The organism is Mycobacterium sp. NGS67, assembly GCF_059812185.1.
Map to the genome: position 1 here is coordinate 114,536 of NZ_JCALCF010000004.1, position 13,014 is coordinate 127,549.

At 63.8% G+C, this 13,014-nt stretch carries 13 protein-coding genes; 7 read left to right on the top strand and 6 right to left on the bottom strand.

Annotation, left to right across the window (positions count from 1 at the left end; all coding sequences use genetic code 11):
• Positions 1-35 precede the first annotated feature (35 nt).
• A complete protein-coding gene (locus AC5Y4D_RS04825) occupies positions 36-1,115 on the top strand; it encodes an NAD(P)H-dependent amine dehydrogenase family protein (protein ID WP_500036613.1) in 1,080 nt (359 codons plus the stop codon).
• Here the strand turns inward: AC5Y4D_RS04825 and AC5Y4D_RS04830 are convergent.
• Positions 1,086-2,231 carry an ABC transporter substrate-binding protein gene (locus tag AC5Y4D_RS04830; RefSeq protein ID WP_499944880.1) on the bottom strand — a complete coding sequence of 382 codons (1,146 nt, stop codon included), beginning with the start codon at positions 2,229-2,231 and terminating at the stop codon, positions 1,086-1,088. The two genes, AC5Y4D_RS04825 and AC5Y4D_RS04830, sit on opposite strands and share 30 nt — an antisense overlap.
• A gap of 97 nt (positions 2,232-2,328) precedes the next feature.
• Here AC5Y4D_RS04830 and AC5Y4D_RS04835 point away from each other — a divergent pair, with 97 nt between their 5' ends.
• The 3 genes from AC5Y4D_RS04835 to AC5Y4D_RS04845 all read left to right on the top strand — a co-directional run bounded on the left by AC5Y4D_RS04835 (position 2,329) and on the right by AC5Y4D_RS04845 (position 5,112).
• Entirely contained in the window at positions 2,329-2,961 is a 633-nt protein-coding gene (locus tag AC5Y4D_RS04835) for a TetR/AcrR family transcriptional regulator (protein WP_499944879.1), read from the top strand.
• 173 nt (positions 2,962-3,134) lie between these two features.
• A complete protein-coding gene (locus AC5Y4D_RS04840; RefSeq protein WP_499944877.1) occupies positions 3,135-3,929 on the top strand; it encodes an SDR family oxidoreductase in 795 nt (264 codons plus the stop codon).
• A gap of 19 nt (positions 3,930-3,948) precedes the next feature.
• The gene (locus AC5Y4D_RS04845) at positions 3,949-5,112 is read left to right on the top strand and encodes an NDMA-dependent alcohol dehydrogenase (RefSeq protein ID WP_499944876.1); all 1,164 of its coding nucleotides are present in this window, start codon (positions 3,949-3,951) and stop codon (positions 5,110-5,112) included.
• Positions 5,113-5,125: 13 nt separating this feature from the next.
• On the opposite strand, the gene AC5Y4D_RS04850 is transcribed toward AC5Y4D_RS04845, so the two are convergent.
• The 5 genes from AC5Y4D_RS04850 to AC5Y4D_RS04870 form a co-directional block, all read right to left on the bottom strand.
• The gene (locus AC5Y4D_RS04850) at positions 5,126-5,977 is read right to left on the bottom strand and encodes an SDR family NAD(P)-dependent oxidoreductase (protein WP_499944875.1); all 852 of its coding nucleotides are present in this window, start codon (positions 5,975-5,977) and stop codon (positions 5,126-5,128) included.
• Positions 5,978-5,986: 9 nt separating this feature from the next.
• Positions 5,987-7,531 carry a flavin-containing monooxygenase gene (locus AC5Y4D_RS04855; protein ID WP_499944873.1) on the bottom strand — a complete coding sequence of 515 codons (1,545 nt, stop codon included), beginning with the start codon at positions 7,529-7,531 and terminating at the stop codon, positions 5,987-5,989.
• A gap of 95 nt (positions 7,532-7,626) precedes the next feature.
• On the bottom strand, positions 7,627-8,718 hold the full coding sequence (locus AC5Y4D_RS04860) for an NAD(P)H-dependent amine dehydrogenase family protein (protein ID WP_499944872.1): 1,092 nt from the start codon (positions 8,716-8,718) through the stop codon (positions 7,627-7,629).
• A 2-nt stretch (positions 8,719-8,720) separates the two neighbouring features.
• Positions 8,721-9,800 (bottom strand): NAD(P)H-dependent amine dehydrogenase family protein, encoded by a 1,080-nt coding sequence (locus tag AC5Y4D_RS04865; RefSeq protein WP_499944870.1) that lies wholly within the window; start codon positions 9,798-9,800, stop codon positions 8,721-8,723.
• Positions 9,801-9,813: 13 nt separating this feature from the next.
• A complete protein-coding gene (locus tag AC5Y4D_RS04870; protein ID WP_499944868.1) occupies positions 9,814-10,602 on the bottom strand; it encodes an SDR family NAD(P)-dependent oxidoreductase in 789 nt (262 codons plus the stop codon).
• A gap of 159 nt (positions 10,603-10,761) precedes the next feature.
• On the opposite strand from AC5Y4D_RS04870, the gene AC5Y4D_RS04875 reads away from it, so the two are divergent.
• The 3 genes from AC5Y4D_RS04875 (at position 10,762) to AC5Y4D_RS04885 (ending at position 12,924) form a co-directional block, all read left to right on the top strand.
• Entirely contained in the window at positions 10,762-11,364 is a 603-nt protein-coding gene (locus tag AC5Y4D_RS04875; RefSeq protein ID WP_499944866.1) for a TetR/AcrR family transcriptional regulator, read from the top strand.
• A 60-nt stretch (positions 11,365-11,424) separates the two neighbouring features.
• Complete coding sequence (locus AC5Y4D_RS04880) at positions 11,425-12,162, top strand: hypothetical protein (protein WP_499944862.1); 738 nt, start codon at positions 11,425-11,427, stop codon at positions 12,160-12,162.
• A 153-nt stretch (positions 12,163-12,315) separates the two neighbouring features.
• On the top strand, positions 12,316-12,924 hold the full coding sequence (locus AC5Y4D_RS04885; RefSeq protein ID WP_499944860.1) for a TetR family transcriptional regulator: 609 nt from the start codon (positions 12,316-12,318) through the stop codon (positions 12,922-12,924).
• Positions 12,925-13,014 lie beyond the last annotated feature (90 nt).

Below are 13,014 nucleotides of genomic sequence, written 5' to 3' on the forward strand. Positions count from 1 at the left end.
AAGCAACCTGGAGCATTCGATTGGCCATTCGAGTCGTGCAATGGGCCACCGGCGCGGTAGGCCGCGCCGCGTTACAGGAGCTCATCGAGAATCCTGATTATCAACTGGTCGGGGTGCTGGTGTACGACCCTGCCAAGGCCGGCCTGGACGCCGGCGAATTGTGCGGACTACCGCCTGCCACCGGAGTGACGGCCACCACGGACAAGAACGAAATCGTCGCGCTGAAAGCGGATGTCGTCGTGCACGCCGCCAGCAAAGCGCACACCGTCGAGACCAACGCCGAAGACATCTGCCGACTGCTGGCGGCCGGCAGCAACGTCATCACGACTACCTCCTACAACCACCTGCCTACCTACGGCGCCGACACCGAGGCCGCGTTCGTGGCGGCCTGCCGGACGGGCGGGTCACGGTTCCACGCCGCGGGTGAGAACCCGGGCTTCATGTTCGAGCGACTCGTCGCGACTGTGACCGGGCTGAGCAAGACCATCGACCGCATCGATCTCTATGAAGCCACCGACGTCTCGGCCGTCCCCAGCCGTCCGATGCTGGTCGACCTGATGGGCATGGGCCGCCCTCCCGAGGACGTCACCGTCGACTCCCCCATCATCAAGAAGCTCGACATGGCCTACCGGCAGGCGCTCAACGCCACCGCCGACGTCCTGGGAATCGCCCTGTCGCACATCGACGTGTCGGTGGACGCCACCACGCTGCCCCACGACATCGAGGTGCTCGCCGGCACGATCGAGGCCGGAACTGTTGTGGGACAGCGGTTCTCCTGGGTAGGCCACTGGTCGGGCCGACCGCTGCTGGCCATCCACGAAGAATGGGTGCTGACGCGCGAGCTACCGCAGTGGGGCATGGCACCGCTGGCGCCGGGCGAGAAGGCGCCGCTGATTCGCGCGGTCATCAAGGGCGTCCCCAGCTTCGAATTGCAACTCGACGTCGGCTGGGACGGACAGTCGCCCACGGGCCAGCACGCCATGCCAGGTCACCTGATGATCGCCATGGGAGCGGTGCGCGCCATTCCGTATGTGCTGGATCAACCGTCCGGAATCGTGACGGCCCCGGTGTTCGGTGCGATCCAGCTAGCCGAACGTGACCCCGACCGCGCGTGAAATGTGCTCACTCGGCGCGGCATGAAAGACGTGTGCCGAACCGTCCGGCAGCACGCGCCGGGCCACCAGATAGTCCGACCCCAACCAACCTTGCCGGATGTAGCGGCCGAACCGCAGAAATGTCCCGGGCGCCCCACTCGCCGACGGTATGAGCTTCACCTGTTCGATTCCATGCTTGACGCCTTCGCCGGTCAGCGGGCGAGCCGCCGCCAGCCCGCGCACGATGACGGTCGCCGCGTCGTAGGACAGACCCGGCATGGAATGTCCCGGCCGCCGACCGTAGCGCTTCTCGAACCGGTCCAGGAAAGCCTGGCCGACCGCATTGCGCTCGTCGTAGCTGTCCAAACCGACCCAGCCCGAGAGGTGACGCATCCATTCGGCGTTGATGTGAGCCATTTCGAACGCGGTCGTGGTGTACCGGGCGGGATCCCAGCCCGCGGCCAGCAGTGCGTCGCTGAATCCCCACAACCCGTGCCCGAACCCGACGTGGACCACGGCATCGGGCTCGGCGGCACGCAGCGCAGCCACCGCCTCGGTCTTGTCAGCCTCTACCTGTGGGATGGCAACCGTGGTGACGACCTTCAAACCCGCCGCAGCATAGGCTTTTTCCGCAAACGACAGATACTCCTTGCCGATCAGCGACGCCTCGTAGGCGATGGCGATCCGCGAATGACCGTCACCGATCAGTACCGCGGCCAGCATCACCGGCTCCTCGGCCATCGACCCGTTGTTCAATGCGAAGCACCACTCGCCCAGCGCGTTTTCCGATCCCGACAAGGTCAGGATCGGCACCTTCGCCGTCGCATCGACGTGCGACCGCAGCGGCACCACATTGTCGGAGACCCAGGGTCCGAAAATGGCCAGGCACCCTTCGGCCACCAATTCGTCGAAGCCGCGTTCCACGGCGTGATAGGTGCCGTTGGGAAGTCCGACGACGTTGCGCTGAATCAGCTCGACCGGTCGGTCGATCAGTCTGGATTCCAGCGCTTCGTCCAGCGCCAGTCGCAGCGCGGCCACGGTGTTGTTGTCGGTGTCGCCGCTCGTCGGATAGTCGTTGAGCAACCCGACCTTCAATGGTGCGACCGACCCGTATGCGCGAACCCCACCGTCTGCCATACTCGGCAACATACATCACGAATGTTGCGTCGAACGGCGCCGCGGCGCATTCGGCCGGAGCTCAACATACAAGCTGAATGTTGTTACGATCATCGGCATGGCGCAGCGGGGCGGTTCCCACGACGATCGCCGTGCGCGCGGCGACCGGACCCGGCGCGACCTCGTCGCCGCCGGCCGGGAATTGTTTGTGGCGCAGGGATATTTCAAGACGAGCATCGGCGACCTGGTGACCAGGTCGGGCGTCGGCACGCGCGGCGCCTTCTACCACCATTTCAAGGACAAGGCCGAACTGTTCCGCGCCGTGTTCGAGGAAGTGGAGAACGACCTCACCTTGCGTTCCATCGCCGCTCCGCCGCCCGGTGCGGACCCCTGGGAACGGCTCACCCGCGGATTACACGGATTCCTGGACGCGGCACTGGAACCCGAAGTTCAGCGGGTGATGCTCGTCGACGGGCCGGTGGTGCTGGGCTGGCAGACCCTGCGCAGCATTCAGGAAAGCAACAGCATCGCTCTTATCAACGAAATGGTCCGCGCGGCGATCGCCGACGGGATCATCGACGATCAGCCGATCGAGGAGCTCACCCACATGATCGTCGCCGCGCTCGAAGAAGCCTCCAGACTCGTCGCGCATGCCGCACATCCCAACCGGGCTCGTCGCAGAGCCGCCCAGATCCTCGACCGTCTCCTGCTCAGTTTTGCGGTCCAACCCCGAAAAGTCCTGCGGCGGTGATTCATTGGCTCAAGTCTTGCAACCGACTCGGATGTGCGGAAATGTTTGCTTCCGAAAACCAGATACCGCCCCTCCGGGCGCTGATACGTTCGCTTCCACCCACTGCATAAGGAGACTCGTGCAGCCTCGACCCATGATCCACGGCCCGACCGGCACGAACAGGGCGAACCACCATGTCTAGCGGTCGGGATCGGCCGTTGCGGGTTGCGGTGGTCGGGGCTTCGGCAGGTCTGGGCCGGTGCATCGGCACCGGGCTTGCCCAGCGCGGCAACCAGGTGGCACTGCTGGCCCGTCGGTACGACAGGTTGGTCGACGCCGCGAAGGAAGCGGGCAACGGCGCGGTGGCCGTTGCGTGTGATGTCACCGTTGCCGAAATCTGCCGCGAGGCAATCACTGAGGTCGTCGACGCCCTGGGCGGTCTGGATGCCCTGGTGTACACGACGGGGATGGGCGTTCTGGCGCCGTTGCAAGAGGTGACGGCAGAACAATGGGCATTGTTGTTCGCCACCAACGTCACCGGAGCGTCCCTGGTCACCGCCGCCGCCGCGCCCCACTTGGCCGCGACGGGCGGTTCGGCCGTCTACCTTTCCTCGCTGAGCGCGTCCTACACCACGCCATGGCCGATGCTCGGGTCCTATGCCGTCACCAAGGGGGCGCTCGACAAGCTGGTCGAGGCGTGGCGCATCGAACACCCGGAGATCGGCTTCACCCGCCTGGCCGTGGGCGACAGCCTCGGCGGCGCCGGCGACTCGATGACCGAGTTCAACAAGAACTGGGATCCCGACGTCCTGGAGAAATCCATCCGATTTTGGATGGAAAACAAATACATGCTGGGCGGACTCATCGACGCCGAGCATCTGACCGACGTCGTGGACAACATAATCCGTTGCGGTAACAGCGGTTTCATTCCCTATCTGACACTCGCTCCGCGCGCTTCCAGCGCAGTCAAGGAACTCCGCAAATGGTGACGACCCGAGGGAGACGGCGATGAAGTCCAAAGCAGCGGTGCTGCGCGGAGTCGGATTCGACTGGGACGTAACAGAAATCGAACTCGACCCGCCGCATGCCGGTGAAGTCCTGGTCAAGATGTCCTACGCAGGCATCTGTCACTCCGACGAGCACTTTTACACCGGTGACAGTGTGCCCACCCCGGAGATGGAGGAGATGATGCGGGCAGCCGGCCGTCCGGTGCCCGAATGGTTCCCCCTGCTCGGTGGCCACGAGGGATCCGGCGTCGTCGAAGCGGTTGGGCCCGAGGTCGGGACCTTGAAACCCGGTGATCACGTTGCTGTCTCGTTTCTTCCCGCCTGCGGCAACTGCCGGTGGTGTACCACGGGCCGCACCTATTTGTGCGACGTCGGTGCCGACATCCACAGCAAGGCCATGACCACCGACGGCACTCACCGGCGCCACCTCGACGGCGAAGACCTGATGGCGATGATGCAGGTCGGAACCTTCTCCGAATACGTGGTGGCCTCCGAGCGATCACTGGTCAAGGTGCACGACTGGATCCCCCTGGATGCCGACTGCCTGGTTTCCTGCGGTGTCACAACGGGATTCGGGTCGGGCTCGGTGGCCGCGGGTACCGAAGCCGGCGACACCGTCGTGGTGATCGGCGTCGGCGGAGTCGGCATGAACGCGGTCCAAGGGGCGAAGGTCGCCGGCGCCAAGCACATTGTGGCGGTCGACCCGAACGAGTTCAAACGGCAGATGGCACCGGCCTTCGGGGCCACCCACACCGCCGTCGACACCGGCGCCGCACTGGAACTGGTCGGCGAGATCACCTGGGGCGTGATGGCCGACCGGGTCATTCTCACGCCGAACGTCGTCCCCGCGGACATGGTGCTGATCGCCATGATGTTGGTACGCAAAGGGGGCACCTGTGTACTGACCGGGGTGCCCAAGCTCACCGAGTTGATGGTGCCGATGGTCCTGACCGACATGATCTACTCCTGCAAGACGTTCAAGGGCGCTCTCTACGGCGAGATGAATCCGCGCGAAGCCATGCCCCGTCTGCTGTCGATGTACGAGGCGGGCCTGATCAAGCTGGACGAGCTCATCACCCAGAAGTACAAACTCGACGACATCAACGAAGCGATGAAGGACCTTCGGGCGGGCAAGAACATTCGCGGCGTGATCGCATTCGAGTGACTGGGGTGGGGCCTCATGACTTGCCGAAGGTGCGTTCCTCCCACCACACGGCCAGCCGCGGGTAGTGGCGCGGCAGCAGCCGCACCAACAGGTCGACACCCCGGGCGTCGTTGCCGATGAGCACTCGGCCCCGATTGGCTTCCACGGCTTTCACGATGCCCTCGGCCGCCTTCTCCGGTGACATCTTCAACAGTTTCTCGTTGTAGGCCTCGGCCCGCTTGAGCTGCTCGGGACTGAGCTCCTTGCCGGCCCGTTTGGCCTCGTCGAGTGCCGCGGTGGCGATGTTGGTGCGGATACCGCCGGGATGGACGACCATGACCTGAACCGGATGGCCGGCCGCCAGCATCTCCGCCCGCAGCGACTCGGTGAAGCCACGCACCGCGAATTTGCTTGTGCAGTAAGCACTCATCGAGGCCTGCGCCATCAGCCCGTTGAGACTGGACACATTGACGACGTGCCCGTCCCCCGACGCGATCAGGTGCGGCAGGAACGCTTTCGTCCCGTTGATCACGCCCCACAGGTTGATCCCGATGATCCGCTCGTAGGTCTCGTAGTCGCAGTCGACGACCGGCGCCGCACCGCCCGCGACACCCGCGTTGTTGTAGAGCTGGTGGACCACTCCATAGTGATCCACGATCGACGCGGCGTAATCGTGGACCGCCTCGCGATCGCTGACGTCGAGAACGTCTTCGTGCGTGTCAGCTCCGAGATCTCTGGTCTGCCCGGCGGTTTCGGCCAGACCTTCCTTGTTGACGTCGGAAAGCGCCAACCGGGCGCCGCGCCGTGCCAAGCCGACGGCCAGAGCCCGGCCGATACCCGAGCCGGCGCCGGTGACAACTGCAACCTTGCCTTTGACCGATCCCATCGGTGGCCGCTACCGGGCTTGACCGTTGAGGGCCAGACTTGGTTGGACATCAGCCTTCGACGACGTTTGATAGGCGTCGGTGTCGAAGCGCTTGAGTCGTTGCCGGAAGCGGAAGGTGAAGTCCGGCCACAAGGTCGTGTTGTTGCCCTGAGCGTCCAGGTACCAACTGGCGCATCCCCCGGTCATCCAGACCGATCCGGCGAGCTTGCGTTGCAGTTGTTCGTTGTAGCTGTCCTGGATGTCGGGTCGCACCTCGAGACGGGTGATCCCTTCGCGGGTCATGGTGTCGACGGCGTCGACGACATAGTTCAGCTGGGATTCGATCATGTAGACCATCGACGTGTGCCCGAGGCCCGTGTTGGGACCGACCAGCACGAACAGATTTGGGAAACCGGAGATCGCGCAGCCCTTGTAGGCACGCATTCCCTCCTCGGCGAAGACTTTGCTCAGGCTGCGCCCGTCGCTGCCGCAGATGGTGTCGAACATCGGTGAATCGGTGACATGGAACCCGGTCGCCACCACCAGTGCGTCGACTTCGCGTGCGGAGCCGTCCTTGGTGACGATCTTGTTCCCGTCGATCTCGCGGATGCCGTCGGTCACCAAATCGACATGGTCACGGTCCAGGGCCCGGTACCAGTCGTTGGCGATCAGCATTCGTTTGCAACCGATCCGGAAGTTCGGTGTCACCTTGCGCCGCAGCTCGGGATCTTTGATTTCCAGCCGGATCTTGGCGCGTGAGATCAGCTCGAAGGGCTTCATCATCTTCGGGTACTTGGCCAATCCGACGACCTGGGTTTCACGCGCCGTGTAGATGCCGGCACGGGCCAGCCGGAGCAAGCCGGGGATCTTGCGGAATGCCCATCGTTCCGGCCGCGTGAACGGCCGGTCGAATCGGGGCAGCAGCCACGGCGCGGTGCGCTGATAGACGTCGATGTGGGCGACCTTGTCGACGATGGCCGGGACCAACTGAATCGCCGAGGCGCCCGTGCCGATCACCGCGACACGTTTCCCGGTCAAGTCGGCGTCGTGGTTCCACTGCGCCGAGTGGAACAACGTGCCGGCGAAGTCGTCGATACCGGGGATGTCAGGCAGTGACGGCTCGGCCAGTGCGCCGAAGCCACCGATCAGCACATCGGCTGTCAGGTCGCCCTTCGTGGTCGACAGCTCCCACACGTTGTTCTGTTCGTTCCATGCCGCCCGTTTCACATGGCAGCCGAAGACGTGGCGATCCAGCACTCCGGACTTCTCCGCGACACCGCGAATGTAGTCCTGGATCTCCGGTTGAGTGGAGAAGGAACGCGTCCAATTCGGGTTCAGGGCAAACGAATACGAGTACAGGTGCGACGGCACGTCACAGGCCGCGCCCGGATAGGTGTTGTCGCGCCAGGTGCCGCCGACATCGTCACCGCGTTCGAGCACGACGAAGTCCTGGTGACCGGCCTCGCTGAGTTTGACTGCCGCCCCCAGACCGGAAAAACCGCTGCCCACGATCGCGATCCGGCTGTGGCGGGGCAACTCGGATCGCGCCGCCTGTGCGCTGGGACTCGCCGTCACTGTGAACCTCCCGAAGCCCGTACCCGACCCTTCGGTAGGTACCCAACGAGAGACCTCGTTAAAAGGAGTTCACAGCAAACCCGAAAATTCGCTGGTTAGCGCACCACGCCGCGCAGTGTGACCAGTCCGAGTTCCTTGTGGGTGAGGAACCCCGGCGGTGCGTCGCAGACCGCCGGGATCGCATTGACGGGTCCCATCGCCGTCCAGGTGTAGCCGGGGTTTCCGTGGTCACCGTGTTCGTCGGCGGCACCACGCAGAATCAACTCGGTGGACACGTCGCCCTCCACCACCAGGCGGTAGTGGTAGTAGCCGTCCCAGTCGGGACGGGGGTCGATGGCGTCGTGCTCGATGAACGCGTATCTCTCGTGCAGCGTGATGAAGGGCCGGCCGTCCACCCACGCCGTCCATTCGTGTTGCTGGGCGGCCACCGTGCCCTTCTTGATGACTCCCTTCAATCCGGGCATGTCCATTTCTTCGGTTCCCTCATAAGGAATGTCGCGGGTGGCCACTCCCACCTTGGTCTCCGTCGTGAACTTCTCGACAGTCTTGCCCACGCCGTCCACCACCATGGACAGCGACTGCGCGAACAGGGGCCAGGCGGCTCCGAACAGATTCCCCGCTTCGAACTCGGCGGGATCTTTTCCGAACCCCATTTCGTCGAGATATTTGAGCGTGTCCTTGTTGAAGTTCACCACTTCATAGATATGGATGCGGTCGATCCGGCTCGCGATCCGGCACAGCGTCAGCACCAGCAGGTCCGCGGCAAACCCGGGATGGATCCCGCCGCCGTGAAATGACGTGCCGCCCTCCCGGCAGGCCGCTTCTATCTTGTCGACGTCGGCGGCGTTCGTCTCGGTTCGGTACCACCAGGCGCCACCGGAGGCGACGACATTCTTGCCGCCACGAAGGAGGCGGCAGATTTCGTCGATGTCGGACCACAACGGCGCGTAGAACACACAGTCCGCATCCAGCGCTTCCAGAGCTGCCTTGTCGGTTGTCGCGAGCACACCGAACGGAGCGACTCCCACGAGTTCACCGGCGTCCTTGCCGACCTTCTCGGGGCGGCTACAGAGCACACCGACGACCTCGTAGACGGGGTTGTCGGCGAAATGGCGCAACGCCAGCGTTCCCACATTGCCGATGCCCCACTGGATGACCCGATACTTCTTGTCCGCGGTCTGCGTCATCGCTACTCCTTCCACATGAGACCGCGGAGTGCCTCCGCCGGTGGAATCTCGTCCGCGGCAATCAATCCCGCCGGGGCACGACAAACCCAGTCGATGACGTTCACCGCCCGGGCGGCGGTGGAGATGCAGCCGGCGTCTGTCGTATCGAGTACCGGATGCGAGACATGTGTGTTGATCTCTATCCGAGGTTCTCCCTCGGCGACGACGCGGTGTACCCCGGGTTGGCCGTCGGGCGGGTAGGGCCAGTCGGGTGCCGCGGCGCTGGTGAGTCTCGTGATGTGCTCGAGGGTGATCACCGGCTGCCCGTCGACGACGCCTTCGGCGGCGAACCGGACCGCGGCCATTCCGCCCGGCTCCACTTTCATCATGATGCAGTCGATGGGGTCCGGAGTGAACCAGCGTTCATCGCGTTGCCGCACCTCGTCGAGGGTGATTCCGAGATGGTCTGCCAGATTCCGGATCGCGCCGCCGAACATGGACACCACGACACCAGGCAGGAACAGCATGGGCGGATCGTCATCCGGCTTCAGGCCGAAACCCATTGAAGTGCCGGTGAATTCGTAGTCGTCGTAATTCGCGTAGTCGAAGATCTCCTGGACGATGATCGAGGAGACGCGGGTCGTGAGGCTGCACGCTGAGTACACCAGGGTGTCCCCGGAGAACCCTGGGTCGATGCCGTTCACATACAGCGACGCGTTGCCGGCGTCGCACGCCCGCTGCAGCGGCTCCCGCAGCCACTCATCGGCCTGCCGTGGATTCGCAAGCCAAACCAACGACGTGCCAACGACATTGATGCCTGCCGCCAGAAACTTGGTCAGCTGGTCGATGACTTCCATCGGCCGTGTCTCGCCGAGCGCCGTATAGACCACGCAGTCGGCCCCGAGGGCCACCAGGGCATCGACGTCGTCGGTGGCCGTGACGCCGGTTGGTTCGTTCAACCCGCACAATTCGGCGGCGTCTCTACCGACTTTCGCGGGACCCGAGGCGTGAACTCCGACCAGCTCGAGGTCCGGCCGTCCGATGATGGCCCGCAACGAATGTCGACCGACGTTCCCGGTGGAGAACTGGATCACTCTGCGCATCGGCAGCCTTCCTTTAGTAGTCAGGGATCGGCAAGGGCGAGTTGTTCGACTCGATTCCGCCGTCCACGTGGAAGATCGCATTGGTGGCGTAGCAGTCACGCGTGCTCAGGTACACGCACAGACGCCCCAGGTCCTCGACATTGCCCAGCCGGTGCAGCGGCGTGGCCTCCTGCATCTTCTCCAGCGACCCCGGCATCAAATCCAGGCTCGACTGCAGCCCGTCGGTGGCGAACGAACCGAGCGCGATGGCATTGACCCGGATCTTCGGGGCCAGTTCTTGGGCCATGGCGCGGGTCAAGGCTTCCAGGGCTCCCTTGGCGGTGCAGTACGCGGCCAGTGCGCGGATGCCGAAACGTGCTGAGCCCGAGGAGATATTGACGATGTTGCCGTGTCCGGCTTCGAGCATGTGCGGTGCGACGAGCTGGCTCATGATGAACGTAGACGTCACGCACCAGTCGAAAGCGAGCTGGAAGTCTTCGTCGGTGATATCGAGAAACCTTGCGTACGTTGCCCCGCCGACGTTGTTGATCAGGATGTCGATGTGACCGAATTTCTCCATGGCGGTCGAGACGACGCGTTCTCCGTCGGGACGACTCATCGCGTCGGCGACCAGCGCCAACCCCTTTCCGCCGGCCGCCTCGATGCCGTCGATGGTGGCCACGATGTCGGACTCCGTACGCGCGGTACCCACTACGGTCGCACCCGCCTCGGCCAGGACCCTGGCGATGCCCTGTCCGACACCCTTCCCGGCGCCGGTGACGATGGCGACCTGTCCGTCCAAGTTGAACTGCTCCAGTGCCATCCCTGCTCCTCGGCCCGCGGTGACGTCGACATCATCTAACGACTCAAACTGACTTAAGTCAACGATGAAATACAGCAGCGCGTCAGGCTGCTGGCTGGCTTGGACAACGCCGGCGCGCTACTGTTTGCAGTCGGGTTTGACGAGGAATCAGATCGGATAATGACGGCCAGCAACAAGATCTCGGCGCGCGAGACCAAGCGTCTGCAGACGCGGGAGCGGCTACTCGGTGCCGCGGTCGCGGAATTCAAGCGATCAGGTATGGCCGAAGCGGATGTCGCGGCGATCGTGACGGCGGCCGGTGTCGCGCACGGCACCTTCTTCTTCCACTTTCCCACCAAGGAACACGTGTTGCTCGAACTCGAGCACCGGGAGGAACAACGCATCGCGAACCAGTTCGCCCGGTTTCTGGACACCGAGCATGATCTGGAGGGCGCCCTTCGCGAAGCCGTCCGGCTGGTCTCCGGACTGGAACGTCGGCTTGGTGAAGAGTTGTTCAAAGACTTTCTGGCGTTGCACTTCTCGCAGACCCGTCCGCCGGCGGAGGATGGCAGGGACCACCCGGTGATCATGGCGGTGGCCCGGGAGATCGAGCAGGCACAGCAACGCGGCGGCGTAGCTGTCGATGTCATCCCGATGAACAGCGCGGTGTTCTTCCTGCTCGGCTTATACGCGTTGCTGATCACCACGAACACGTGGCCGACCCGCGACGCGATGCTGGACGACTACGTAGCCCGAACGATGCAGAGTATGACAACCTGCTGAACCCCGCTGTTGACCTCAGTCAGTTTGTGGACTAGAACAAGCGGGGTTGAGGGAGGCAAATTGAATCTGCCCACATTGAGCTTTCGCCGCTCCAACGGGGACAACGGAACCACCGCCGGTGGCCGCGACGGGGTGTCCTTCGACGAGCACATGGAGGAATCGCAGCTCGCGCAGCGCCAGGCGGACAAGTGGCTGATCTCGGGCTCCCTGTTGATCGGCACGGCCGCGCTCGGGATCTTCGGCCTCCCCCTGTTCCTGCGGGGAGTCTGGTTGCTCCGGCGGGCGCAGCGGGCGGGATTGTCCGTGCGGCCCATGCTTGTCACCCTGCTCGGTTACCTCGTGATCATCGATGCCGCCATCAACACCGTGGGCTGGGCGCTGGACATGGTGGGCAACCACACCCTGCTGGGCCGAGTGTTGTTGGTGGGCTGGGGCAATATGTTCGATGCCGGCTACTTCTGGCATTTCAACGAACTCTGGATAGGCGGTGCGGCCGGCCCAGGTGAAAAGGGGTGGGAAGTCGGTCTGATCCTGACCGTCTTCACCATGCGGATCGCCGCCGGGATCGGCTTCCTGCAGATGAAGCGGTGGGGGCACCAGTGGATGGTCGTCACCTGCTGGATGGGTGTGGTGATCTGGATCGGCTACGTGTTCAACATGACCATGTACGCCGACGTGCGCTTCGCCGGTGTCATACTCCCCGTCGTCGGTTGGTGGCTCTACGACATCTTCTACATCACGCCGTTTCTGGCGATCCCCTACCTGCACACGGTCAACCGAGAGATCTTCTCCGACTGACTCGTTGACTGATGTCATGAAATTCGACAACAGTGCAACGACAGCGTGCGCCCAAAACCTGGCTTATGCAGGCCGATTTCGTCCATCCGACCACCCCCGGCCGCTTCGCAATCTATTGACTTGGGTCAGTAAAAGGTCTACAAAGAGCACACGATGACGGCACAGATCAGAACGTCCGTACGCGAAGCACAGCGGCTGCAGACCCGCCAGCGCGTGCTGGGCGCCGCGCTCGCCGAGTTCCAGCGTTGCGGAATGGCCGCCGCCGAGATCAGTGCGATCATCAGTGCCGCCGGGGTCGCACACGGCACGTTCTTCTTTCACTTCCCCACCAAGGAACACGTCCTGTTGGAGCTCGAGAATCGCGAAGAGGTCCGCCTCGCCGGCGAATTGGCACGCTTTCTCGACGAAACCCACGACCTCGCCGCGGTCTTGTCGGAGGTGGCGCGATTGGTGGTCGGCCTCGAACAGCGGCTCGGCGGGCCCCTGTTCAAAGACTTCCTGGGCATTCACTTCTCGCCGACGCGTCCCAACCGCGACGAGGAGTGGACGGATCACCCGGTAATCGTGTTGCTGGTCAGGGAGATTCAGCGCGCACGGGACCGCGGTCAAGTACATGCGGAGGTAAACCCGTTCTGTAGTGCGGTCTTGTTCCTGCTCGGCATCTACGGCGCGCTGAGCACCACATCGTCCGGGACCGCTCGCGACACCATGCTGGCCGAGCTGATCGCGACCGCGATCCGCAGCTTGGAGCCCCGGAAGTAACCGATAAGGAGACACCACCCATGGACATGGTTTGGGAGCTGTTGCGGTACGTCGCCGCATGGGGCGGAACCGGTTTGATCATCTGGTTCT